The sequence below is a fragment of the Paraburkholderia heleia NBRC 101817 genome (assembly GCF_000739775.1).
Classification (GTDB): Bacteria; Pseudomonadota; Gammaproteobacteria; order Burkholderiales; family Burkholderiaceae; genus Paraburkholderia; species Paraburkholderia heleia.
Map to the genome: position 1 here is coordinate 71,524 of NZ_BBJH01000038.1, position 25,187 is coordinate 96,710.

20 protein-coding genes are annotated in these 25,187 nt (G+C 66.9%); 11 read left to right on the top strand and 9 right to left on the bottom strand.

The features are described 5' to 3' along the window. Window positions 1-46: 46 nt before the first annotated feature. The 3 genes from ompR (at window position 47) to BHE01S_RS27690 (ending at window position 2,890) form a co-directional block, all read left to right on the top strand. Entirely contained in the window at window positions 47-781 is a 735-nt protein-coding gene (gene ompR / locus BHE01S_RS27680) for an osmolarity response regulator transcription factor OmpR (RefSeq protein WP_027814652.1), read from the top strand. A gap of 53 nt (window positions 782-834) precedes the next feature. Then, the gene (locus BHE01S_RS27685) at window positions 835-2,184 is read left to right on the top strand and encodes an ATP-binding protein (RefSeq protein ID WP_042269519.1); all 1,350 of its coding nucleotides are present in this window, start codon (window positions 835-837) and stop codon (window positions 2,182-2,184) included. 157 nt (window positions 2,185-2,341) lie between these two features. After that, window positions 2,342-2,890 (top strand): peroxiredoxin, encoded by a 549-nt coding sequence (locus BHE01S_RS27690; protein ID WP_042269521.1) that lies wholly within the window; start codon window positions 2,342-2,344, stop codon window positions 2,888-2,890. A 14-nt stretch (window positions 2,891-2,904) separates the two neighbouring features. Here the strand turns inward: BHE01S_RS27690 and BHE01S_RS27695 are convergent, their stop codons facing one another. The 3 genes from BHE01S_RS27695 to ispD form a co-directional block, all read right to left on the bottom strand. Continuing rightward, the gene (locus BHE01S_RS27695; RefSeq protein WP_042269524.1) at window positions 2,905-4,050 is read right to left on the bottom strand and encodes an acyltransferase family protein; all 1,146 of its coding nucleotides are present in this window, start codon (window positions 4,048-4,050) and stop codon (window positions 2,905-2,907) included. A gap of 102 nt (window positions 4,051-4,152) precedes the next feature. After that, window positions 4,153-4,632: a 2-C-methyl-D-erythritol 2,4-cyclodiphosphate synthase gene (gene ispF, locus BHE01S_RS27700; protein ID WP_042269526.1), complete on the bottom strand. Its 480-nt coding sequence runs from the start codon at window positions 4,630-4,632 to the stop codon at window positions 4,153-4,155. A gap of 34 nt (window positions 4,633-4,666) precedes the next feature. Next, window positions 4,667-5,386 (bottom strand): 2-C-methyl-D-erythritol 4-phosphate cytidylyltransferase, encoded by a 720-nt coding sequence (gene ispD / locus BHE01S_RS27705; protein WP_042269528.1) that lies wholly within the window; start codon window positions 5,384-5,386, stop codon window positions 4,667-4,669. A 240-nt stretch (window positions 5,387-5,626) separates the two neighbouring features. Here ispD and mfd point away from each other — a divergent pair, with 240 nt between their 5' ends. The 4 genes from mfd to mscL all read left to right on the top strand — a co-directional run bounded on the left by mfd (window position 5,627) and on the right by mscL (window position 12,157). After that, on the top strand, window positions 5,627-9,106 hold the full coding sequence (gene mfd, locus BHE01S_RS27710; protein WP_042269531.1) for a transcription-repair coupling factor: 3,480 nt from the start codon (window positions 5,627-5,629) through the stop codon (window positions 9,104-9,106). Between the two features lie 186 nt (window positions 9,107-9,292). Further along, a complete protein-coding gene (gene argE / locus BHE01S_RS27715; RefSeq protein WP_042269591.1) occupies window positions 9,293-10,516 on the top strand; it encodes an acetylornithine deacetylase in 1,224 nt (407 codons plus the stop codon). Window positions 10,517-10,535: 19 nt separating this feature from the next. Beyond that, window positions 10,536-11,546: a threonine/serine dehydratase gene (locus tag BHE01S_RS27720; protein WP_042269533.1), complete on the top strand. Its 1,011-nt coding sequence runs from the start codon at window positions 10,536-10,538 to the stop codon at window positions 11,544-11,546. 164 nt (window positions 11,547-11,710) lie between these two features. Beyond that, window positions 11,711-12,157, top strand: a complete 447-nt coding sequence (mscL, locus tag BHE01S_RS27725; protein WP_042269534.1) for a large conductance mechanosensitive channel protein MscL — start codon at window positions 11,711-11,713, stop codon at window positions 12,155-12,157. Window positions 12,158-12,236: 79 nt separating this feature from the next. Here the strand turns inward: mscL and BHE01S_RS27730 are convergent, their stop codons facing one another. The 3 genes from BHE01S_RS27730 to BHE01S_RS27740 form a co-directional block, all read right to left on the bottom strand. Then, window positions 12,237-14,234 carry a hybrid sensor histidine kinase/response regulator gene (locus tag BHE01S_RS27730; RefSeq protein WP_042269536.1) on the bottom strand — a complete coding sequence of 666 codons (1,998 nt, stop codon included), beginning with the start codon at window positions 14,232-14,234 and terminating at the stop codon, window positions 12,237-12,239. Between the two features lie 83 nt (window positions 14,235-14,317). Next, entirely contained in the window at window positions 14,318-14,818 is a 501-nt protein-coding gene (locus BHE01S_RS27735) for a response regulator (RefSeq protein ID WP_042269538.1), read from the bottom strand. A gap of 75 nt (window positions 14,819-14,893) precedes the next feature. Next, window positions 14,894-16,546: a sensor histidine kinase gene (locus BHE01S_RS27740; RefSeq protein WP_042269593.1), complete on the bottom strand. Its 1,653-nt coding sequence runs from the start codon at window positions 16,544-16,546 to the stop codon at window positions 14,894-14,896. A 524-nt stretch (window positions 16,547-17,070) separates the two neighbouring features. Between BHE01S_RS27740 and BHE01S_RS27745 the strand changes: the two genes are divergently transcribed. Continuing rightward, window positions 17,071-17,571, top strand: coding sequence for a hypothetical protein (locus BHE01S_RS27745; RefSeq protein WP_042269540.1), 501 nt, complete (start codon window positions 17,071-17,073; stop codon window positions 17,569-17,571). Window positions 17,572-17,652: 81 nt separating this feature from the next. On the opposite strand, the gene BHE01S_RS27750 is transcribed toward BHE01S_RS27745, so the two are convergent. Then, window positions 17,653-20,196, bottom strand: a complete 2,544-nt coding sequence (locus tag BHE01S_RS27750) for an AsmA family protein (protein WP_042269542.1) — start codon at window positions 20,194-20,196, stop codon at window positions 17,653-17,655. A 130-nt stretch (window positions 20,197-20,326) separates the two neighbouring features. Here BHE01S_RS27750 and BHE01S_RS27755 point away from each other — a divergent pair, with 130 nt between their 5' ends. Together BHE01S_RS27755 and BHE01S_RS27760 are read left to right on the top strand one after the other, a co-directional pair. After that, complete coding sequence (locus BHE01S_RS27755) at window positions 20,327-21,073, top strand: ABC transporter ATP-binding protein (RefSeq protein WP_042269544.1); 747 nt, start codon at window positions 20,327-20,329, stop codon at window positions 21,071-21,073. Then, the gene (locus BHE01S_RS27760; protein ID WP_042269546.1) at window positions 21,070-21,882 is read left to right on the top strand and encodes an ABC transporter permease; all 813 of its coding nucleotides are present in this window, start codon (window positions 21,070-21,072) and stop codon (window positions 21,880-21,882) included. The genes BHE01S_RS27755 and BHE01S_RS27760 overlap by 4 nt, the downstream gene beginning before the upstream one ends. Window positions 21,883-21,948: 66 nt before the next feature. Here BHE01S_RS27760 and BHE01S_RS27765 read toward each other — a convergent pair whose 3' ends face one another. Together BHE01S_RS27765 and ligD are read right to left on the bottom strand one after the other, a co-directional pair. Then, complete coding sequence (locus BHE01S_RS27765; RefSeq protein WP_042269548.1) at window positions 21,949-22,518, bottom strand: DUF6013 family protein; 570 nt, start codon at window positions 22,516-22,518, stop codon at window positions 21,949-21,951. 304 nt (window positions 22,519-22,822) lie between these two features. Next, on the bottom strand, window positions 22,823-23,770 hold the full coding sequence (gene ligD / locus BHE01S_RS27770) for a non-homologous end-joining DNA ligase (RefSeq protein WP_052406152.1): 948 nt from the start codon (window positions 23,768-23,770) through the stop codon (window positions 22,823-22,825). Between the two features lie 502 nt (window positions 23,771-24,272). Here ligD and serB point away from each other — a divergent pair. Continuing rightward, a complete protein-coding gene (gene serB, locus BHE01S_RS27775; RefSeq protein ID WP_042269549.1) occupies window positions 24,273-25,112 on the top strand; it encodes a phosphoserine phosphatase SerB in 840 nt (279 codons plus the stop codon). Window positions 25,113-25,187: the final 75 nt, after the last annotated feature.

Here is a 25,187-nt window from a genome sequence, read left to right on the forward strand (position 1 = left end):
ACCTGATAATTGGTGCAAACTCGCATCAGTATCCAATCGCGCTAAGATGCCAGGCATGGAAACCAAAAACCCGTCCAAAATTCTCGTTGTCGATGACGATCCCCGACTGCGGGACCTGCTGCGCCGCTACCTCGGCGAGCAAGGCTTCAATGTCTATGTGGCCGAAAACGCCCCCGCCATGAACAAGCTATGGGTGCGTGAACGTTTCGACCTGCTGGTGCTCGACCTCATGCTGCCGGGCGAGGACGGTCTGTCGATCTGCCGGCGTCTGCGCGGCAGCAACGACCGCACGCCCATCATCATGCTCACCGCCAAGGGCGAGGACGTGGACCGCATCGTCGGCCTCGAAATGGGTGCCGACGACTATTTGCCCAAGCCCTTCAACCCGCGCGAACTCGTCGCACGCATTCACGCGGTGCTGCGCCGCCAGGCGCCGTCCGAACTGCCGGGCGCGCCCTCGGAAACAACCGAAGTGTTCGAGTTCGGCGAATTCGCGCTGAATCTCGCCACGCGCACACTCACCAAGGCCGGCCAGGAAATTCCGCTCACCACCGGCGAATTCTCGGTGCTCAAGGTGTTCGCGCGTCATCCGCGCCAGCCGCTCTCGCGCGAAAAGCTCATGGAGCTGGCGCGCGGCCGTGAATACGAAGTGTTCGACCGCAGCCTCGACGTACAGATCTCGCGCCTGCGCAAGCTCATCGAACCCGATCCGGGCAGCCCGCGTTTCATTCAAACGGTGTGGGGCCTCGGCTACGTGTTCATTCCCGACGGCGCGGCCTGATCCTGGATGGAGTCTCGTTGTCTGCACTGCCTCTGTTGAAACGGGAAGGGCCCATGCGGATTGACCGGCGTTTGCTCACGCTCGCGTTCGGCGATCTGTTCTGGCGCACCTTCCTGCTGATCGCCCTTCTCATCGCAGTGAGTCTCGCCGCGTGGTTCCAGAGCTTTCGCGTGATCGAGCGGGAACCGCGCGCGCAGCGCGTGGCGCTCCAGCTCGTCGCGATCGTGAAGCTCACGCGCACGGCGCTCCTCTACTCCGATCCCGATCTGCGCCGCGCGCTGCTGCAGGATCTCGAGAGCAACGAAGGCGTGCGCGTGTATCCGCGCGAAACCACCGACAAATACAAGCTCCAGCCCGACGAGTCGCTCAATCGCCTGATCGAGCATGACATTCGCGGGCGCCTTGGCGACGACACCGTGATCGCGCAGTCCGTGAACGACATTCCGGGCGTGTGGATCAGCTTCAAGATCGACGACGACGACTACTGGGTCGCGCTCGACCGCGACCAGCTCGACAACGTCACAGGCCTGCAGTGGGTCGGATGGGGCATCTCGGCGCTGGCGTTATCGCTCTTCGGGGCGGCCTTCATCACCAGTCTCGTGAACCGGCCATTCGCGCGCCTCGCCATGTCGGCGCGCATGCTGGGCTCGGGGCAGCCGCCCGCGCCCTTGCCTGAGAGCGGCATGGGCGTCGCGGCCGAAACGAATCGCTCGTTCAACCAGATGGTGCGCGATCTCGAGCAGCTGGAGGCCGACCGCGCGTTGATGCTCGCAGGCATCTCGCACGATTTGCGCACGCCGCTCGCGCGACTGCGGCTCGAGACGGAGATGAGTCCTTCCGACCAGGCCACCAAGGACGCGATGATCGACGACATCGAGCAGATGGACATGATCATCGGCCGCTTCCTCGATTACGCCCGGCCTACCCAGCGCATGCCCGAGCGCGTCGATCTCTCGGTAATCGCAGGCGAAATGGCCGCGCGCATGGCGAGCGAAGACGGCGTGCGCCTCATCACGCGGCTTGCGCCCTCGGCCATGATCGAAGCCGACGACACCGACATGCGCCGCGTCGTGGGCAACCTGATCGAGAACGCACGCAAATACGGCGCGAGCGAAACCGACGGCATTCCGCACATCATGCTCGAAACGCGCGTCTCGCATGCGCGCGTCGAGCTTTCCGTGGTCGACGAAGGCCCGGGCATTCCCGAGGATCAGCTCCCGCTCGTCACGCGGCCGTTTTACCGAGTCGATACGGCCCGCACGCAGGCGAACGGCACGGGACTCGGCATGGCCATCGTGCAGCGCCTCGTGGGCCGCTATCGCGGCGCGCTGCGCCTGCGCAACCGGCTGCCGGGCCCCGGCCTCGAAGTGACGATCGAGTTCCCGCTCGCCAAGGGCGCCTGAGCCCCTTGCCCTCCTGAGCGAGACCCGGCGGCGCACCCTCGCACCACGCGCCGCCCGCACCTGCGACAATTATTTTCATGGGCACGCCGCGTTGCGCACCCCGCACGCGGCGGCAAAGCGGGCCATCCGGCCCGTCTCTCGTCTGAGGACCTCCGCCATGAAAACCGTCGGCGACAAACTCGAAGCCTTTACCGTCACGGCCGCCAAGCCCGGCTTCAACCATCCCGAAGAAAACGGCGAATCGGCGTTCACCGAGATCACCGAGCAGACCTTCGCCAACAAGTGGAAGGTCATCTATTTCTACCCCAAGGATTTCACGCTCGTTTGCCCCACCGAGATCGTCGCGTTCGCACGGCTCATCAAGGAATTCGATGACCGCGAAACGGTCGTGATGGGCGGCAGTTGCGACAACGAATATGTGAAGCTAGCATGGCGACGCGAGGACAAGATGCTCGATCGTCTCAACCACTATTCGTTCGGCGACGTGAAAGGCGAACTCATCGATCAGCTCGGCATACGCGACAAGGAAGCGGGCGTGGCGCTGCGTGCGACGTTCATCGTCGATCCCGACAATACGATCCAGCATGTCACGGTGAACAACCTGAACGTCGGGCGCAGCGCCGAAGAAGTGCTGCGCGTGCTCGATGGGCTGCAGACCGGCGAGCTGTGCCCGGACGGCCGCGAAGTCGGCGGCGAGACGCTCTAGGCCTCTCTTGCGCATCACGTCCGGCTCGTTGCGGCGCGGGTGGGCAGGCGGTCGCGTATCGCCGTTTCGAGCGGCCGCTTCCACTCGAGCACGCGCTTTTCCAGCACCTGCCACGACAGATGCGCGAGCAGCACGGCCAGCGCGAATTGCAGCACGAGCGCGAGGACCGGCTGCGCCGCATCGGGCACGTGGAGCCTCGCATAGAACCCCGGCGCCACGCCAAGGCGCGCCGGCACGATGTTGTGAAACAGATAGAAGCCGTAGCTGATCGTGCCGAGCCAGGCCAGCGGCCGCGCTTCCAGCGCTGCGACGAGCATGCTGTCCTGACGACGCACGAGCCACAGGAACAGCGCGCCGAGCGAGAGCGCGAGCCCGATGTCGAAGCAGCCCGGCAGCATCGTCGCGCTCGTCACGCCTGCGGCGCAGTCCGCGCAATCGGCGCGCGCCAGCGCGAAACCGGCGACCGCCGCGCACGCACCGGCGAACCACGCCGCGCTTAATGCCCCCGGGCGCAACGGCACGCGTGCACCGCCAATCGCCAGTGCACCGCCGAGCGCGAGGATGGCGAAATTCCACGGCGAGAATGCATAGACGAGCGGCGCGATCGCCCCTTCCCGGTAAAGCGCGAGATGCGCGAACGCAGCCGCCGCAATGACCGCCGCGCAGAGCGTGAGGTGGCGCGACGCGCGCACGAACAGCAGCGCGAACGGCGCGACGAGATAGAACTGCTGCTCGACCGCGAGACTCCAGAAATGCGACACGGTGCCGGGCCAACCGTCGTGCACCACGCCGATCCAGTAATTGGAGAGGAATACGAAATGCCAGACGAGCCCGAGATCGACGTCGCGCTGATAGAAGCTCGCATGCGCGACGGCGAGCGCGACGAGCAGCAGGTAATACACGGGAAAAATGCGCAGCGCGCGCTTCATGAAAAAGACGTACAGCAGCGCCGCCGTGCGCGCGCCGTGCTGCTCGATGCGGACCCGATTGCGATGCAGTTCACCGATGATCAGATAACCGCTGATCAAAAAGAACAGCCAGACGCCGATCTTGCCCGCATCGATTGCGTCGAGATGAGCCTTGTGCGAGAGGAACACGAGCACCACTGCCAGCGCCCGCAGGCCGTCGAGGCCTTTCACGCGTCTTTCCACTCCCGCCATCGTCCTCCCCGCTTCCGGTTACCGGTTCAGTATGGGACGAAAAAAATGGAAATTAATCGGCAAGAAAAGCAACGGCGATGATTGCCGCTGCCATCATCGCCATTACGTGCGCAGCAGCAGTACGGCGGCCTGCGCTTCAATCCCTTCACTGCGGCCAAGATAGCCGAGCTTTTCATTCGTCTTCGCCTTCACGTTGACGCGCTCGACCGGCAGGTTCAGGTCTTCGGCGATCGTCTTGCGCATCGATTCGATGTGCGGCGCGAGCTTGGGCGCCTGCGCGATCACAGTGGTATCGACGTTCATGAGCGTGAAGCCCGCCTCCCGCACGCGGCGCAGACATTCGCGCAGCAGCACGCGGCTGTTCGCGCCGTAAAACTGCTTGTCGGTGTCGGGGAAATGGCGGCCGATGTCGCCGAGCGCGGCGGCGCCGAACAGCGCGTCGGTAATGGCGTGCAGCAGCACGTCGGCGTCCGAGTGGCCGAGCAGGCCGCGATCGTAGGGGATCGTCACGCCGCCGAGCACGAGCGGGCGGCCGGGCACCAGCGCGTGCACGTCGTAGCCTTGTCCGATTCTGATGTCCATGTCTGGGGTTCCGGGTGAAGGGATTGCGGCGCGCTCACTCTGCGGGCCGGCTGAGGATCGCTTCGGCGAGCGCGAAATCTTCGGGGTACGTCACCTTGAAGTTGCGCAGGCTGCCCTGCACGAGTCGCGGCGCGTGGCCGAGCCATTCGATCGCGCTCGCTTCGTCGGTGAGATCGTGGCCGTCTTGCTGCGCGCGCTCGATGGCCGTGCGCAGCATGCCGATGCGGAACATCTGCGGGGTCTGGGCCTGCCAGAGGCCGTCGCGCGATTCGGTGCGCGCGATATGCGCGCCGGGCGCCGCGGGGTCCTTCGGCGCGACGCGCTTGAGCGTGTCGGCCACCGGCAACGCCATGATGCCGCCCACGGGGTCGTCCTTGAGCGCCTCCACGAGCGCGCGGATCAGCGCGGGCGTGATGCCGGGGCGCGCGGCGTCGTGCACGAGCACCCAGTCGTCGTCGGTTGCGCCGAATTCCGCGAGCGCAGCAAGGCCGTTGTAAACCGAAGCCTGGCGCGAAGCGCCGCCGCAGCGGCGCACGGCAAAACGCAAGCCGCCGAAGCGCCGGGCGTCGAAGTGGTTGTCGTCGGGAGCCATCACCACGAGCGTCTGCGAGAATTCGTTGCAGGCGTCGAAAGCGGCAAGCGTATAGTGCAGGAGGTCGCGTCCGGCGACGATTCGATATTGTTTCGGCATGGCCGAGCCCGAGCGGCTGCCGGTGCCGGCGCACGGAATCAGGGCAAAGAGGCGAGAAGTCACGGTGTCGCGAGCCGCATGAGTCAAAGTAAAGGACGGATTTTATAATAGGTCCCTGAGCCGCACGCCGGACGCCCGCAAAAGGGCCATGGAATACCCGCGCGACGTAAAGAAAAGCGCGCCAGGTTCGCTTGAAGACCGCAAACCGGCCCCCATATTCCGGCGTTGCACCGTGCCCGAACTGAACCGGCCACCATACCGACACAAGCGCCGACAACAAAACTGTCGGCCACCCTGTTGCCCATGTCCGATATCGCCGCTTCCTCGCAAACTCCGTCCCCCATTGCCGTCGTCAAGCCGGGGCAGCGCTACGCGTTCGACGGCACGCACGGCTCGTCCGACGCGCTCCTGATCGCCCGCTATCGCGACGCCGCGCGCGCCGGCGCCGCCCATGCGCCGCTGCTGGCCGTGATCTGCGCGAGCGCCGTGGACGCGCAGCGCCTCGCCCAGGAGATTCCGTTCTTCGCGCCCGAGGCGCGCGTGCGCCTGCTGCCCGACTGGGAAACGCTGCCGTACGACACGTTCTCGCCGCATCAGGACCTCGTTTCCGAGCGCCTCGCCACGCTGCACGATCTCGGCGAAGGCCGCTGCGACATTCTCATCGTGCCGGCCACCACGGCGCTCTACCGCATGCCGCCCGCCTCGTTCCTCGCGGCCTATACGTTCTCGTTCTCGCAGGGCGAGCGCCTCGACGAAGCGAAGCTCAAGTCGCAGCTCACGCTCGCGGGCTACGAGCACGTGAGCCAGGTGGTGCGCCCGGGCGAATACTGCGTGCGCGGCTCGCTCATCGACCTCTTTCCGATGGGCTCGCCGCTGCCCTACCGCATCGACCTCTTCGACGACCAGGTCGACTCGATCCGCGCGTTCGATCCGGACAGCCAGCGCAGCCTCTATCCCGTGAAGGACGTACGCCTGCTGCCCGGACGCGAATTTCCGTTCGACGAAGCCGCGCGCACGGCATTTCGCAGCCGCTGGCGCGAGGTGTTCGAGGGCGACCCGAGCCGCGCGACGATCTACAAGGACATGGGCAACGGCGTGCCGTCGGCCGGCATCGAATACTACCTGCCGCTCTTTTTCGAAGAGACGGCTACGCTCTTCCACTATCTGCCGCAAAACGCGCAGCTGGTGTTCTCGGGCGACCTCGACGCCTCGATCCGCCGCTTCACGAACGATACGAAGCAGCGCCACAACTTCCTCTCGCACGACCGCGAGCGGCCGATCCTGGAGCCGCAGCGCCTGTTCCTGACCGACGAGGACTTCTTCGCATTCGCGAAACCCTTCGCGCGCCTCGTGCTGCCCGCCGCGAGCGCGGGCGGCTGGGCCACGGCGCTGCCGAACCTCGCGATCGACCGCCACGCCGACGACCCGCTCGCTTCGCTGCGCGCGTATCTCGACACGACGAAGAACCGCGTGCTGTTCGCGGTGGAATCGGCGGGCCGGCGCGAAACCATCGCGCAGCTGCTCGCCGACAACCATCTGCGCCCCGCGGGCGCGGACAGCTTCGAGGACTGGCTCACCGGCGACGAGCGTTTCACGATGGGCGTCGCGCCCCTCTCCACGGGTTTCTCGCTGCCAGGCGAGGAACTCGCGGTCATCACCGAGACCGAGCTTTACGGCCCGCTCGCGCGCCGCGCGGGGCGCCGCCGCCAGGAGCAGGCAAGCAACGTCGATTCGATGGTGCGCGACCTCTCCGAACTCAAGGTGGGCGATCCGGTGGTGCATGCGCAGCACGGCATCGGCCGCTATCACGGCCTCGTGACGATGGACCTCGGCGAAGGCGACACCGAGTTCCTGCACCTCGAATACGCGAACGGCAGCAAGCTCTACGTTCCGGTGTCGCAGCTGCACGTGATTTCGCGCTACAGCGGCGCCGACCCCGATAGCGCGCCGCTGCATGCGCTCGGCTCGGGCCAGTGGGAAAAGGCACGCCGCAAGGCTGCGCAGCAGATCCGCGACACGGCGGCCGAGCTGCTGAATCTCTACGCGCGCCGCGCCGCGCGCGAGGGCCACGCGTTTGCGCTCGAACCGCGCGACTACGTCAAGTTCGCGGAAAGTTTCGGCTTCGAGGAAACACCCGACCAGGCCGCCGCGATCGCCGCCGTGATCGGCGACATGACGAGCGGCAAGCCGATGGACCGCCTCGTGTGCGGCGACGTGGGCTTCGGCAAGACGGAAGTGGCGTTGCGCGCGGCGTTCATCGCCGTGATGGGCGGCAAGCAGGTGGCGATTCTCTCGCCCACCACGCTGCTCGCCGAGCAGCACACGCAGACCTTCACGGACCGCTTCGCCGACTGGCCGGTGCGCATCGCCGAGCTGTCGCGCTTCAAGTCCGCCAGGGAGGTGAGCGGCGCGATCCAGCAGATCAACGACGGCAGCGTCGATATCGTGATCGGCACGCACAAGCTGCTTTCGTCCGATGTGCAGTTCAAGCGCCTCGGGCTCGTGATCATCGACGAGGAGCACCGTTTCGGCGTGCGCCAGAAGGAGGCGCTCAAGGCGCTGCGCGCGGAAGTGGACGTGCTTACGCTCACCGCCACGCCGATTCCGCGTACGCTCGGCATGGCGCTCGAAGGACTGCGCGACTTCTCCGTGATCGCGACCGCGCCACAAAAGCGCCTCGCCATCAAGACGTTCGTGCGCCGCGAGGAAGACAGCGTGATTCGCGAGGCCATGCTGCGCGAACTCAAGCGCGGCGGCCAGGTGTACTTCCTGCACAACGAGGTCGAGACCATCGAGAACCGCCGCGCGATGCTCGAAGCGCTCGTGCCCGAAGCGCGTATCGCCGTGGCGCACGGCCAGATGCACGAGCGCGAACTCGAAACCGTGATGCGCGATTTCGTGGCGCAGCGCGCGAACGTGCTGCTCTGTACGACGATCATCGAGACCGGCATCGACGTGCCGACCGCGAACACGATCCTCATTCACCGCTCCGACAAGTTCGGCCTCGCACAACTGCATCAGTTGCGCGGCCGCGTCGGGCGCTCGCACCACCAGGCGTACGCGTATCTGCTCGTGCACGATCCGCAAGGACTCACGAAGCAGGCGCAGCGCCGGCTCGAAGCCATTCAGCAGATGGAGGAACTCGGTTCGGGTTTCTATCTGGCGATGCACGACCTGGAAATTCGCGGCACGGGCGAGGTGCTCGGCGACAAACAGTCGGGCGAGATCCAGGAGATCGGCTTCCAGCTCTATACAGACATGCTCAACGACGCCGTGAAGGCGCTCAAGGACGGCCGCGAGCCCGATCTCAACGCGCCGCTCGCGGCGACCACTGAGATCAACCTGCACGCGCCCGCCATCCTGCCCGCCGATTATTGTGGCGACGTGCAGGAGCGCCTGTCGCTCTACAAGCGGCTCGCGAACTGCGAGCACGACGATTCGATCGACGGCATTCAGGAAGAACTGATCGACCGCTTCGGCAAGATGCCGGCGCAGGCGCACGCGCTCATTGAAACGCACCGCCTGCGTCTGGCGGCCAAGCCGCTCGGCATCACGAAGATCGATGCGGGCGAAGCGGTCATCGGCCTGCAGTTCGTGCCGAATCCGCCCGTGGACGCCATGCGCATCATCGAGATGGTGCAGAAGCACAAGCACATCAAGCTCGCGGGGCAGGACAAGCTGCGCATCGAAACGCGCAGCCCCGATCTCGCAGTGCGTGTGGCGACCGTGAAGGAAACGTTGCGTGCGCTCGGGGCGCCCAATCGCGCCGGCGCATCGCGCTGAACGCGTTTTTTCTGCATCGGCGGGCGCTCGCGCGGATTGCCCGCTGCGCCGGCGTTTTCACGTCATGCTGCAGCGCGCCATACCCATCGCGATCGCCCGCCGGGTGGTCCGCCGCACAGCCCGCGGCTTTCGCCTGGCGCATTCTTTTTGGGTAAGATGAAGGATACAAGCAAGCCGGAGTCCAACATGTCCCTCGCCGCTGAAACAGCGCAGTCGTCCACGCCTTCCGCCGCCCTTCCCGCCTCGCTCCCCTGGGTCACCCGTCTGGTTTCGATGGATACGGTCAGCCGCCATCCGAATCTCGGCCTGATCGAGACCGTGCGCGACGATCTGCGCGCGCGCGGTATCGAGTCGACGCTCACCTATGGCCGCGACGGCAAATGGGCCAACCTGTTCGCCACGATCCCCGCGCACGACGGCGAGACGAACGGCGGCATCGTGCTCTCGGGCCACACCGACGTGGTGCCGGTGGACGGCCAGAAATGGGACAGCGACCCGTTCAAGCCCGAGATTCGCGACGGCCTGCTCTATGGCCGCGGCACCTGTGACATGAAGGGCTTCATCGGCACGGCGCTCACGCTCCTGCCCGAGATCCAGCAGATGAAACTCGCGAAGCCCTTGCACCTCGCGCTCTCGTTCGACGAGGAAGTGGGCTGCGTGGGCGCGCCGCTCATGATCGAAGAACTTGTGAAGCGCGGCGTGAAGCCTGAAGGCTGCATCGTGGGCGAGCCCACCAGCATGCGCCCCATCGTTGCGCACAAAGGCATCAACGCGTACCAGTGCTGCGTGCGCGGCCAGGCCGCCCATTCGTCGCTCACGCCGCGCGGCCTGAACGCGATCGAGTACGCGGCGCGCCTCATCTGCTACATCCGCGACATGGCCGACGAGTTCCGCGCGAACGGTCCGTTCGACGAGCTTTACGACGTGCCGTTCACGACCGCGCAGACGAGCACGATCGAAGGCGGCAACGCCATCAACACGGTGCCGGCCGAATGCCGCTTCGCGTTCGAGTTCCGCAATCTGCCGATGCTCGACCCCGACGCGATCTTCGCGCGCATCGAGCAGTACGCGCGCGAAACGCTCGTGCCGAAGATGCAGCGCGAGCACGCGGCGGGCGCGATCGAATTCACGAAGATCGCCGCAGCACCCGGCCTCGACGCCACCGAGCAGGCCGCGATCACGCAGCTCGTGCGCGCGCTCACCGCCGACCTGGCGCGCCGCAAGGTGGCCTATGGCACCGAGGCGGGTCTCTTCGCACGCGCGGGCATTCCGAGCGTGGTGTGCGGGCCCGGCGACATCCAGCAGGCGCACAAGCCGAACGAATACGTCTCGCTCGAACAGCTCGCGGCCTGCGAAGGTTTCCTGCGCAAGCTCGTGCACGGCATGTCCGTCGAAGCCCTGGCGCAGTGACCACGCTCGACGCACGATCATGTCCACCGCCGCGCCGCTGCCCACCAGCCACACGATAGACGGTGAGGCGATCCCCACGCTCGACGAGATCGCCTCGCAGCATTTCGCGCTCGCGCCGTGGGTGCTGCGCACACCGGTGTTCGACCGCCACGATCTGTCCACGCTCGAAGCGACGCTCGTGAACTTCAAGTTCGAGCTGCTGCAGTCGAGCGGCAGCTTCAAGGTGCGCGGCGCGTTCACGCATCTGCTCGCGCTCGACGCCGCGCAACGCAGCGCCGGCGTCACATGCGTTTCGGGCGGCAATCACGCGATCGCGGTAGCGTATGCGGCCATGCGGCTTGGCATCAGCGCCAAGGTCGTGCTCTTTCGCAGTGCGAGCGCGGCGCGCGTCGCGCAGTGCAAGCGCTTCGGCGCGGAAATCGTCGTGGCGGGCAACAGCAGCGAGGCGTTCGAGATCGTGCGCCGTATCGAGGCCGACGAGGGACGCTATTTCGTGCATCCCTTCAACGGCTATCGCACGGTGCTCGGCACGGCCACGCTCGGCTACGAATGGGCCACCCAGGCGCCCGATCTCGACGCGGTCGTCGTGCCCATCGGCGGCGGCGGGCTCGCTGCGGGCGTCGCCACCGCGCTGCGCCTCGCGAATCCGCGCGTGCGCGTATACGGCGTCGAGCCCGAGGGCTCGGACGTGATGAGCCGCAGCTTCGCCGCGAACCACACGGTACGCCTGAACCACATGCACTCGATCGCCGACTCGCTGATGGCGCCGCATACGGAGCAATACAGCTATACGCTGTGCCGCCGTCATCTGGAGCGCATCGTCACGGTCTCCGACGACGCCTTGCGCAGCGCGATGCGCGTGCTCTTCGAGCAACTCAAGCTCGCCGTCGAGCCCGCTTGCGCCACCGCCACGGCGGGCTTGCTCGGCCCGCTGCGCGACACGCTGCAAGGCAAGCGCGTGGGCGTGCTGCTGTGTGGCACCAACACCGACCCGGCGACCTTCCACCAGCAGATCTCGCTCGCGTACTAGCGCAGCGGGCGCGCCGCGTGAGTTCGCCGGGACTCGTTCCCCTCCCCGGCAAAACGTCAGGGAATGTCAAATTGCTACCGCGATACGGATGCGTTCGCTATGATTGCGCCAATATGCCGCATTGACCCCGGCCCCATGCCGCACCATTCAGGGAGAGCCCGCTCATGAGTATCGTCCAGGAGTTCAAGGAATTCGCCGTCAAAGGCAACGTCATGGATCTCGCCGTCGGTGTGATCATCGGCGGTGCGTTCTCGAGCATTGTCAACTCGATCGTGAAAGACCTCATCATGCCGGTCATCGGCGTGATCACGGGCGGCCTCGACTTCTCGAACATGTTCGTGCGGCTCGGCCACATTCCGGCCAGCTACAAAGGCAACCCCGAGTCGTACAAGGATCTGCAGACCGCGGGCGTGGCCGTGTTCGGCTATGGCTCGTTCATCACCGCGGTGATCAACTTCGTCATTCTCGCGTTCATCATCTTTTTGATGGTGAAGTTCATCAACAAGCTGCGCCAGCCGCAAGCCGCCGCGCCAGCCGAGCCGCCGCCCACGCCCGAAGACGTGCTGCTGCTGCGCGAGATCCGCGATTCGTTGCAGCACAATCCGCGCTAGGCCAGCACGAGCCTCCAGACAACCCGCCCGCGCCGCCGCAAGGCCGCGCGGGCTTTTTTGTGCCCGGGTCAAGGCAAGGTCAGGGACGAGGCGCGGCGGAACCGGATTCGGCGGCCGCGCTGCGCGCGGCGGCGGCCGCTTCGATCAGCCGTTCGAGCTGCTCGAAGTTGACGGGTTTCGTGAGATGCGCGGTAAAGCCCGCTTCGACGCTGCGGCGCACGTCGTCGTCGGTGCCAAAGCCGGTGAGCGCGACGGCGGGCACCGTTGATTGCGCACGAAACACCCGGATAAAGTCGATGCCCGAACCATCCGGCAGGCCGATGTCGCTCACCACGAGGTCGAAGGCCATGCTGGCCGTGAGCGCGAGCGCGCCGGCCACACTGCCCGCCACCGCCACCTCGTGGCCGCCCGCACGCATCAGCTGCGACATGACCTCGGCGGTATCCTCGTGATCTTCGATCAGCAGGATGTTCAGTGCGCCCACCCGGTGCGGCCCGCTCAGCTCGGCGGTCGCGGCCGCCCCCTCGCCTGGCGCCGCGGTCGGCAGCACGATGGTGAAGGTCGCGCCGCAATGCGCGCCGGGGCTCTTCGCGCTCACGTTCCCGCCGTGCGCCTCGGTCAGCGCCCGTGTCACGGCGAGGCCCAGGCCGAGTCCGCCGAACTGGCGCGTGAGATTGTGGCTGCCCTGCTCGAAGGCATGAAAGAGCTTGCCGATCTGCTCGGGCGCGATGCCGATGCCGGTGTCCTCGACCTCGATTTCCACCTGCATGCGCTCGTCGCGCGTGCGCACGTAAATGTGGCCGCCGTCGGGCGTAAACTTCGCGGCATTGCGCACGAGGTTCCAGAGCATCTGCTGCAGGCGCGCGCGGTCGCCGCGCACATAATGCTGCTGCGCGCGCAAATCGACGTGCACATCCTGCTGCTTGATCTGGATTTCGCTATGGAAGAGTTCGAGCACGGCCTCGATCACCTCGTGCACGTCGACCGTCTCGAGCGCAAGGCTCAGCTTGCCATTGGCCACGCGCGTGAGGTCGAGCAGGTCGTCGATCAGACGCGCCTCGAGTTCGATATTGCGGCGGATCATCAGCACGCCCGCACGCGCCGCCTCGGGCAGGCCCGGGATCTGCTCCAGCAGACGCGTGCCCGCGAGCACCGGCGTGAGCGGCGTGCGCAGTTCGTGCGAGAGCATGGCGAGGAAGCGGTCTTTCGCGCGGTTGGCTTCTTCGGCAGTCTGCCGCGCCGCCTGCTCCGAGGCGAGCAGGCGCTCGCGCTCCTCGGTCGCTTCGCGCTGCGCGTCGATGTCGGTGCAACTGCCGAACCATTTGCTCACGCCGCCGCGCGGATCGCGCATCGGAACGATTCGGACATCGAACCATCGATAAGCGCCATCGTGGCGGCGAATCCGCAACTCGTGACGGTAGTCTGCGGCGCCGCCGCTCACGGCCTTGAGCCAGGTGTCGCGGATCTCTTCGCGATCGTCGGCATGCACGGCGTTGAGCCACGCGAGACCGTGGGACTGCCCCGCATCGAGACCCGTGTAGTCGAGCCACTGCTTCGAGACGAAGTCGCAATTGCCGTCCGCGCTGCAGGTGAGCACGAGGTGCGGCAAGGCTTCGGAGAGCGTGCGGTAGTGCTCTTCGCGGTCGCGCAGGAGCAGCGCTTCGTCGGAGGCGCGCTGCAGCGCCACCTGCGCGAGCACGCGCGCGACCGCTTCGGGCAGATAGTCGAGGTAGTCACCCGATTTCGGCACCACGTCCGAGACGCCCGCGCGCAACGCGGCGATTACGCGGGATTCATCGGTGAAACCGGTCACGAGGATGGCCGGCACGCGCACATCGTCGGCACGCAGGCGGCGGAAGAAGTCGAGGCCCGTTTCCGCGCCGTCGAGCTGATAGTCGAGCACGAGCACGTCGGGCGTCTGCGCGGCGAGCAGCGCGCGCGCCTGCCCGACACCCGTGCAGGCGTCCACGCGCGCACCGGCGCGCAGAAGCGATTTGCGGGCGAGGCGCAGGATGCCTTCGTCGTCGTCGACGACGAGCACGCGCGCGCCGGCCAGCATCGTGGTTTCCTCAGTCATGCGCGAAGCGTCCCTTCGGGCACGGGTCCGGTTTGCCGCCGTTGTTCCATTCGATTGCCAATGCGTGATGCATGCGTGATGCGTTATTGGGCGCCGGCCGGCCGCGCCTGGGCGAAGCGATGTCCCGGCGGAAGCTTGACGACCTGGAGAAAGAAGCCGAGCCTGCGAACGGCCTCGATGAACGCGTCATATTCGACCGGTTTCGTGATGTACACGTTGCAGCCGAGCTCATAACAGCGTTCGATCTCCCGCGGGTCGTCGGTGGTCGTGAGCACGATCACCGGCACCGACGCCGTGGCGGGCTCCGCTTTCAGGCGCCGCAGCACCTCGAAGCCGTCCACCCGCGGCATGCGCAGGTCGAGCAGCACGACGAAATTGCCGAGCGCATCGCGCGACGGCCAGTTCGCGGCCGCATCCGAGTTGTCGCCCGGCGTGCCGAAAAAGTAATCGAGCGCTTCCTGGCCGTCGCGAAAACGCAGAAAGCCATTCGAGATCCCCGAACGCCGCAGGTTACGCTCGACCAGCGTGGCATGCCCGTCGTCGTCTTCGATCAGCACGATGCTGACCTGTTCCCCGTTCGTCATCTCGACTCTCCTACGTCCTGCATGAACTTTTTAAGGCTTGTTGAAAGCATGTTGCAGTTCGTGCCAGATTACCCGCTATGTGGAACGCAGCGGCTGGTCCGGCAGCGCGACGAAGAACGTCGAGCCCGCACCCTCGGTCGATTCGACCCAGATGCACCCGCCATGCCGCTCCGCGATACGTTTGGCGAGCGCGAGGCCGGTGCCCTGCCCCGGCGATTCGCCGCCGTGCAGCCGCTGAAAGGCGCGGAACAGTTTGGGCAGATACGCCTGCGCGATACCAACGCCATTGTCGCGCACAAAATAAGTCCGCGTACGCTCGCCAGGCTCTCCGGCTGCTGATTTTTCGGGGTGTTTTCCCGCGCTACTGGCGGGCTCGCCGGCGGATTCGCCGCCGGGCTCGAGCGCGCCGATCTCGACGCGGCCGGCTCGCGCGGGATCGAGATGGTGCAGCGCGTTCTCGATGAGGCTGCCGAAGATCTGCTCGAGCGCGGCCGGATCGCCCCACGCGCTCGGTAACTCGCCCACCTCGATGCGCGCGGCCTTCGTGCGTTCCTCGGCGAGGCCGCCCAGCACGCGCTCGACGAGCCGCGCGACGTTGACGCGCTGCCAGCGATATTCGAGGCGGCCGGCGCGCGAGATGCGCAACAGCGCGTCGATGATGGCCGCCGCGCGCGCCACCGCCTGACGCAGGAATTGCAGCGATTCGTCGACATCGCCTTCGAGCACTTCGGCCATCGCGCGATATTCGTGTTCGGGCAGCCCGGCCGCGTCGACCTGCGCGCGCAGGTCGTCGCACGACACCTGCAGTTCCTTCGAGAAACCCTGCAGGTTCACGAGCGGCGAGCGCAAGTCGTGCGACACGCTGTAGATGAACATCTCGTTGTCCTGGCTCTCCTGGCGCAAACGCTCGTTGGCGCTCGCCAGGTCCGCGGCGCGCGCCTGCAGCTGCGCCTTCAACGCGGCCTGCTCGCGCTCGGCCATGCGCAGCCGCGCGCTCGTCTGATGCAACACCGCATCGAGCGCGGCGATTTCGTCGTCGCCCGAGAGTGGCGGCGCGAGCGGCGCCCCGTTGCCCAGACGCTCGGCGTTCGCGCCGAGCGCGGCGAGGCGCACGCCCACGTTGCGCGCAAACGCCATGGCCGTGAACGCCCAGATCAGCATCGAGCCCACTACGGCAACAATAAGCGCGTCCTGCTGGCGCTCGCGCGTCTTGCGCAGCATTGCCGTGCGGGCCTCGTCGAGCCGCGTCTCCTCAGCGATGAACTCGCCCAGCACCGCGCGCACCGTCTCGATCTCGGGCGGCATGCCCTTGCCCGCCACGCGCGCGAACGGCGCGCTGTGCCCCGTGCGCAGCGCATCGGCAATATCGCCCGCTTCCTTGCGCCATGCATAGGCGGCGTCGCGCATGCGCTCCACGCGCGCGAGCTGGGGCGGATTGTCGGCGACCATGCGCGCGAGCAGCGTGATGCGGTCGGAGAACTCCGTCCAGACGGCGTGGCGATCGATGAAGGAAGGGTCTTCGAGCACGATGCCGGTGCGCACGCGCGCGGCTTCGCGCAGCAACGGGTCGACGAGACTGTTGGCTTGCCAAAGGATTTGCTGCGTGTTCTCGGCGCGTTTGGCCGCGAGCGCGGCCTTTCCCTGCGTGTCGAACACGACGCCGAGCAGCGCCAGTTCGACGGCGCTCGGAATCGCAATCAGCAAGAGCCCCTTGGCGAAGAGTTTCATGTCGACCTGATTCGGTGGCGGGGCTGGGCGGCGCGCCGTGCTTTTCGCCATGCTTTTTGCAATGCGTTTCGCAAGCTCTCGCGCCGCATCCGCCCTCGCGATACCTCGCGATACCAGTCGGCTGAGGGCGCCGCAGGCAACCGCGGGCACCAGAACCGCAACATTATCTGCGCGATTTTTCAGGATGACAATGTGTGTGACAACACACGCCTCGCGTCGTGGAAAACTCGCTTTTTTGCGGCAATTCGCCACACCGAGCGCACGCACAGGTCTATTATTGAGACGGAGACAAGCGAGAGAGCGCCGGGATATCTACATGAGCGCGACGTGCGATCCGGCATGGCGTTTGCGAACGCGATGAGGGTTTTGAAACAGGGGCAGCAAGCCGGGCCGCGCGGGCCGGATCGCTTCAGGCGGTCCGCGCGCCGTAAAAGCGGACCGTCCCCATCTCTATCCTCATGAACACTGCAAATCCGTGTGCTATAAAGGATCGACGTGCGGCGCACCAGTCCGGGAGTGGTCGCATGGGAACGCTGCGTGTACTGCAATCCACCTTTTTCAGGCGAATTTTTATGTCCTTCCCGAAAAAGCGCAAACGCGTCAAGGCAGACGGCGATGAGTCATTTCTCGCCGTGCTGAGCCACTTCAAACCGTTCGGCCAACTGGATACCAAGATCGCGCGGGCGCGCGCACAGGACGAGCCCGTGCTCTATGCGCATATCCTGCCGGGGCTCGACGTGCTCCTGTGCAGCGTTCGCGGTGCGCAGCCGCCCTATCCGGGCACGAGCGAGTTGCGCAAGCGCTGCATCGAATCGATCGCTCACGCGCTCGAGGAGCCGATCGAAGGTCTGGAGAACGGCGGTTACTGGTACGAGGCGGACGGCTTCGGCTTTCTCGTGTTCGCGAGCCGCGCGCGCGGCCGGGTCCTGCCCGAGTTCGGCGCGGCGCGTCCGACCATCACCACCCGGCGCGTGACGCGCCGTCAGGACGCCGCCGGCGACACGGCGCCGCGTTCCTTGCGCTAGGGCGCTCGCAGCGAAGTTCACCGCGCCACTGCGCCGGGTCGATTGGCCCGGCGCAGTCGTTTTCCGCCTCCGCTTGCCGAATCAGCTTCCCTTGTAAAGCGGCTCCTGCCCTTGCGTGGGCTTGCCCGCCGAGGCCGGCGACGGCGCGTTGCGTGTAGCCGGGCCCGCCTTAGCGCCCTTGTCATCTTTCTCGCCCTTCCCACCCTTGCCGGCCTTGTCAGTCGCCGCAGCCGCGCTCGCGCCCGTGCCTGCGGTGCCGAGGTCGGGCTTGGGCAGCGCGTGCATTTTCCGGCCTGGCGGCGGCGCCACGGGATGCTGATGCATCTGCGCGAACAGCGTGTCGCACGGCAGCGGCTTGTTGTTGCTCGGCGCGATGAGCGGAATCAGCGCGGCGAACGGGTTGATCAGCCCGAGCCCGATCATCGCGCCGCCGCGCAGCGCAAGCGCCGTCGCATCCACGCCCACGCGCGGGTTCTTGAAGGTGCCCTTCACGTAGAGCGGCGAGCGCAGCGTGAAAATGCGAAAGCCCTTGGTATGCGGATGGACCTTCATGTCCATCGACTCGTCGCGCAGATCGATCGGGCCGTCGATGTCGATCACGGCGTCGTCGGTATCGAGCGCGAACACGCGCGGATCGAGCACGCCGTTGGTGGCGACGAAGTCGGCCGCCGCGCAATTGATGTTCACGTCGCGCGAGCCGAACAGCTTTTCGTAGACCACGTTTGCCACGTTCAGGCCAGCCGCCTCCATGAGCAGCATGCTGATCGTGCCCTGGGTGACGAGCAGCTTCACCTCGCCATTCGAGGTCGCGGCGAGCGCCGCAGGCGAATTTCCGGTCGCCGCGAGCGAAGCGTCGCCGTTGATCTCACCAAGCGCCGACTGCATCGTCTTGAAGTTCGGGAATAGCTGCTTGAGCTTCAGGTGGCGCGCCTCCAGCGTGCCGCGCGCCTTGAGCGGCGCGACGCTGCCGTCCAGGTTCAGCCGCGTGCCGAGCGTGCCGCCCGCCACGCCGAACTGCAGCGGGTCGAGCACGAGCACGCCATTCGTCATCATGACGTGCGTGTAGAGGTCCTGAACCGGCAGGCTGCCCTGCTTGATGATGCGCCGGCCCGTGAACTTGACGTCGGCGTCGATGGCGTTCCAGCGGTCGGTGCGGAACTGCTCGACCGGAATCACGCGATCGGCCGGCTGGGTCACGGTGTCGCCGCGCTTTTCCTTGCTCGCCTTGCTGTCGGCGCCGATGATCGGCGCGAGGTCCGAAAACTGCAGCAGGTTCGAGACCAGTTCGCCGCTCAGGAGCGGGCGCGGCGTGCGTTGCTGGTAGACCACCGTGCCGTTCAGATCGCTCCCGCCCACGCGGCCCGTGAAGTTCTCATAGCGGAACACGCTCGCGCCGCGCCTGAAATTGCCGACGAAGCGGCCTTCGGTGGCATACGGCGGCGTTTCGGGCAGCGTCACGCCGGTGAGGTTGTAGAGGTGCGCGAGGCTCTGCCCCTGCAGCCATAGACGCAGATCGACGGCGGCCAGATGCATGGGGTCGGTGAGCGTGCCGACCAGCGCGACGTGCATGTCGCCCGCGCGCACGTCGGCCTGGATCGGGAACGGACGCTTCGCGTCCTGCAGGGCGAGCACGCCGCCGAGCTTGCCGTCGCCCGACAGCGCCGTCTTGCCATACGTGCCCTTGATGGTCCAGCCGATCGCGTAAAACGGCTGATTCACGGGCGGCTGCGCGCTCGCCGCGCCCGAGCCCGCGACGGCACTGCCCGCGCCGCTCGCAGCGGGTGTCTGCGAGCCGGCGGCAGGTGCGCTTGTTGCGGAGGCCGTGCCCGCGGTTGTGCTGGCCACACTCGCGGCAGCCGGCGCACCCGAAGCCGCAGTTCCGCTAGCCGCGCTGGCGGCCGCCGCCTCCGAAGCCTGCTCCTTGTCGACCTGCTGCGTAAGCCGGTTCGCGCCCGCACGCCCGATGACCTGTGCGGAGCCCTCGCGCGACGCCGCCTCCTGCTCCTCCATCACCTTGCCGATCGGGATGCCTTGCCCGAGCAGGTTTACCACGATTTTCACGTCGGTTTTCGTCTGCTGGTCGCTCACGGCGACATTGCCGCTCGAGAACGCGATGTCGTGGAGATTGAGCCGCCACGTCGACGGACCGCTCGAGGCGGGCAGCTTGAAGGTCCAGTTGTTGCGCCCGTCGGCGAGACGCTCGACGTCGATTGACGGATTCACGAGATTGATCGCCGGAATCACGATGTCGTGTGCGAGCAGCGGCAGCACGGCCACCTCGAAGTCGATTTCGTCGAGCGTGGCGAAGTGCGGGGACTTCGTCCAGTCCGGATTGGCGATCTCGATCTGCGTGGCGGAAAAACGCGGCCAGGGCACCCACGCGCGCCAGCCCGTTTCGCCGGGCGGCCTTTGCCAGCCCACCTTGAGATCGCCATCGATCGCGAACGGCCGCCCGATGGCCTCGGTGACCTTCTCGTTCACGTACGGTTTAGCGTGATTCCAGTCGAACGTCAGGATGAAGACGACGAGCACGGCAACCAGCACGACGACAACCGCAACGAGCCATGCGATGATCCTGGCGAGCGTGCGGCCAAGGCGGAAAGGCTTGGGCTGCGGTGACGTCATGCGTACTCCACGTTATGCGTTGTTGTTTGGCCTGCTATGTTGCACTACCGCGAGAGCAGTCAGCGTGCCCGGTTACCTCTGCATGACTGCCTCGCATGACCTGTATGCCGGCCCTGTTTGCAATCTTTCGATGCTCGAGCACAAAACCCTATCTCCACCCCACGCCGATGGCGCGCCGCTCGTCGAGGCGCACCAGATCGCCCGGCGCGACGCGCAGCGCGGCCAGTGGCTGCTGCATCCCACCGATTTCGCCCTGCGCGCGGGCGAGCGCGCCGTGCTGACGGGACCGTCCGGCTCCGGCAAGAGTGTGTTCCTGCGCGCGCTCGCGCTGCTCGACCCGCTCGACGGCGGCGACGTGCGCTGGCACGGCGAATCGGTCACGCGCGGGCGCATTGTCCACTATCGGCGGCATATTGCGTACCTGCGGCAGCGGCCCGCACTGCTGGACGGCAGCGTCGAGGACAATCTGCGCTACCCCTACACGCTGGCGGTATACCGCGATGTGCGATTCGACCCGGCGCGCGCCGGCGCGCTTTTTGCCGCCACCGGCCGTTCGAGCGACTTCCTCGCGCGCGACGCCTCCGAGCTTTCGGGCGGCGAAGCGCAGATCGTGGCGCTCGTGCGCGTGCTCCAGCTCGATCCCGAGGCGCTGCTGCTCGACGAGCCGACCGCGTCTCTCGACCCCGAATCGGCGCGCGCCGTCGAAGCGCTCGTAGCCGGCTGGTTCGACGAGGCGCGCGCGGTACGCGCCACGGTCTGGGTCTCGCACGATCCCGCCCAGGCGCAGCGCGTGGGCGCGCGGCATCTGACGATGCGCGCGGGCGTGCTCGAAGAACCCGCCGCGCGCGCGGCATTCACCCAGGGAGCCGCACAATGAGCCCGGGCGTGCTGCAGAACCTCGGCATCGGCGACGTCGCGATTGCGGCGCTGCTCGTGTTCGTCAATGGCGCGGTCTCCGTGCTGCTCAAGCTCGACCTCGAGCGCAAGCTGGCGTGGGCCGCCGTGCGTACCGTCGTGCAGCTGCTCGCGATCGGTTACGTGCTCGGCTGGGTATTCGCGTTCAACCGCTGGTACGTCGTGCTGCCGCTCATGGTACTCATGACGCTGATCGCCGGCTTTGCGGGGGCGCAGCGCGGCGCGCGCACCTATGGCGGACAACGCGCGGACAGCATCGTGTCGATCTGGGCAAGCACGTGGCTCGTGGCGGCGGTCGGGCTCTTCGCGGTGATCCGCATCCGGCCGTGGTACGAGCCGCAATATGCGATTCCGATCCTCGGCATGATTCTCGGCAACACGCTGACGGGGGTTTCGCTCGGCGTGGAGCGCATGATGCAGGAACTGACCGCGCGGCGCGACCGCGTGGAGGGCGCGCTCGCGCTGGGCGCGACACGCTGGGAGGCCGCCCAGGCGAGCGCCCGCGAGGCCGTGCGCGCCGGCATGATACCGACGCTCAACCAGATGGCCGTGGTCGGCGTGGTGAGCCTGCCCGGCATGATGACGGGCCAGGTGCTCGCGGGGCAATCGCCGCTACAGGCCGTGCGCTATCAGATCGTGATCATGTTCCTGATCGCGGCTTCGTCGGCGCTCGGTACGGTGGGCGCAGTGCTGCTCGCATACCGGCGCCTCTTCTCGCCGGAGCATCGCTTTCTCGTCGCACGGCTCATCGAGCGCAAGGCACGCGCTTGAACCTGGGCGGCATGCACGGCCGGCGTGCCTTGTGCGCCTCGCCTGCCAGCGCGCTCGAGGCGCGCCCTAGCGCTGCGCCGAAATCGTGATTTGCGTGCCGTCGCTGAGCTTGAGCGTCTTCGCGGTGCCGTTGGTGGGCATCGTCAGGTGCGCGACCTCGCTATGCGCCACCACGGCCGGGCACGTCAGCGTGGCGCCGTTGCTCGACACCGTCTGCGTGCCGTGCGGCGCCTGGGCGCGAAAGCTCACCTGCACGGTGGCGGTGCCATTGCTCGCGACGATTGGCGCCAGACGCACCTGGGTCTGCCGGACCATCGCGCCGTTCGCGTCGAGCGGCAGCGAGGCGTAGTCCGGGCAGCCTTGCGGCGTCGCCACCGCACCGCCGGGCGGCGTGGTGCGCCACGTGAAGTCGTCGGTATCGCCCGAGCGCAGCGTGCGGGTCTCCTGGGCGTCGCCGAACGCCTTCGACGCGACCCGAACCGTGTAGCGGATCGGACCGTCGGTCGCGGCCTTCGAAGTGACGGTGATTGGCGTGGCCGCGAATGCCGGCAGCGCGACCGCGCAGGAAGCGGCGAGGACGAACGGGACGAGCGCCGCATGGCGGCGGCGAGTATGGCGGGAGCTGCGGCAAGGCATGCGTCACCTCCTGGCGGGAACGGCCGCGCCCGCGAGCGAAAAGCGGCGTACGCAACGAACGCGGCGAGCCGCGAAACGCCAGGGACGACGCTCCGCTCCCGTGCGGCGGATGGTCTGTTAGCAGTCTAGCGCGCCGCGCGCTGCCTTGCGCCGAGCACATGCATCGAACGGACCAGGTTTTATCCTGCTTGTCATCGCGAGCAATTTGCTTGCTGCCCGACGGCGCGCGATGATGCGCGGAGCGGCGTCTGCATTGCCGACTCGTCGTGCCCGCACGGCACACGCAAGCCCTCACCTTGCGCCGCTACTTGCCGCCCGTTTCGAGACCCAGCGTCAGCTCCGCCGTCAACGTCTGGCGCACGTGCCCATAGGCTGCCCAGGGATCGGCTTGCTCGATCTGCGCGAGGCGCGCATCGATCGTCGCAAGCGTCCATTGCGCGCCACCCGTCGTCGCTTCCAGTTCGTCCCAGCCGATCGGCACGGACACGCCCATGCCCGGCCGCGCCCGCACGCCATAGGCAAGCGCCGTGCTCGCACCGCGGGCATTGCGCAGATAGTCGACGAAAATCTTCTTCTTGCGGTGCTCGGGGCCCATGGTGGCCGTGATCTGCGTGGGCCAGACCGAGGCCAGATGCTGCGCAACCGCACGAGCGAACGCCTTGGCGTCGTCCCAGCCAGCCTGCGGCGTGAGCGGCACGACGATATGCAGCCCCTTGCCGCCGCTCGTTTTGCAGAACGATTCGAGCCTGAGTTCCGCAAGCAGGGCGCGCGTGGACTGGGCCGCCTCGATCATGCGGTCCCAGCTCAGCGCCGGATCGGGGTCGAGGTCGAACACGACCCGATCGGGGCGTTCGATGTCGTGGATACTGGCGTTCCAGGTGTGCAGCTCGATGACGTCCATTTGAGCGGCGCTCACCAGCGCTCTCGCGGTATCGATCGTGAGCAGCGGCGGATGGCCCGGGTCGAGCCCTTCGTGCTCGGTGAGTTCGGGCAGCGGCGCGCGGGCGCGATGGCGCTGGAAGAACAGCTCGCCGCTCAAGCCGCGCGGTGCGCGCACGAGCGATACCGGGCGATCGCGCAGATGCGGCAGGATCCAGCGCGCGGCGCGCTCGTAGTAGCGCACGAGTTCGAGCTTGTGCGTGCCGCTGTCCGCATCGATGACACGCCTTGCGCTCGTGATGCGGATGCCGTCGATTTCGCTGTCGGCAGCGTCGTCGCGCCGGCGCCGTGGGCTACGAGGCAAGCGGTGCACGGACGCGCCAGGCGTGGCCGGCGCGGCGGCGTCCGATGTCGGGGCCCGCTCGCCGCGTGGCGTTCGGGCAGATGTCGTGGTTGGGGCCTTGCGGGCGTCCTGCATACCGGTTCCCCTGGCGCCTTCGCGCACATGACGCGTCGCGCGACGCGAGTCGCGACACGTTCGGTTGACGGCACGCGGCGGCCGCCCCCGTCGGATCGCCGCGCGAGCTTTCATTGTGCCTCGAATGGACGCTTTCGTCGCTGCAAGGTGTTCGCAAACGCACGCCAAAAACGGGGAACCATCCGCCAGGCGCCCGAGCGCGCAGGATGGCGCATGCAACCGCGGCGGTCGGCGGGGCGTTACAATGATGGGCTTTGCCGCGCATTGCAGGGAGCAACGCAGGGAGCACTGCAAGGCGCACTGCGGGTCTTGTGCGCCCACGCGCGACTGCGCCCTTTTTCATCCGATTCGTCCGAACCCTCCGACGACGCCGCGCGTCGGCTTTGCCTGTCCTGCCATGAACCTCGTCATCCAGAGTCCTGCCCCGCTCGACACCGTCCATCACAAGCCGCTCCTCGGCCTCGCCCGCGGCAGCCGCCTCGCGCCGATCGACGCCCATGCGCTGCGCATCGAGAACGCCGAGCCGGGCCAGCGCGCCGACCTCGAGGTCTATTGCGGCACGCATCAGCTCGACTATGCATTCGTCGACGCCGGCCGCGCGCTGGCCGATTTCGGCCTCGTGGCGATGGATATGGACTCGACGCTCATCACGATCGAATGCATCGACGAAATCGCCGACTTCTGCGGTCTGAAGGCCGAGGTTGCGGCGATCACCGAAGCCGCGATGCGCGGCGAGATCAAGGACTTCAACGAAAGCCTCACGCGCCGCGTGGCGCTGCTCGAGGGGCTCGACGCGAGCGCCCTGGAGCGTGTGTATGAGGAGCGCCTGCAGCTCTCGCCGGGCGCCGGGCAGATGCTCGCGGGCGCGAAGGCCGCGGGGCTGAAGACGCTGCTCGTTTCCGGCGGCTTCACGTTCTTCACCGAGCGCCTGAAAGCGCGTCTCGGGCTCGATTACACACGCGCCAACACGCTCGAAATCGTCGACGGCAAGCTCACGGGCCGCGTGACGGGCGAGATCGTCAACGCCGACGTGAAGGCGCGTACGCTCGCCGAAACCTGTGCCGAGATCGGCATCGATCCGCGCCGCGCAATCGCGATAGGCGACGGCTCGAACGACCTCAAGATGATGGGCGCGGCCGGTTTGTCGGTCGCGTTCCGCGCCAAGCCGGTGGTGCGCGAGGCCGCGAGCGTCGCGTTCAACTTCGTCGGGCTCGACGGCTTGCTGCGTCTTTTCTGATTCGGGTTTCGCGGCAGTCGAACAGGCCAGCGGCCGCTCGCGTCCTTGCGAACGCGAGCGGCCGTGGTTGTTTTG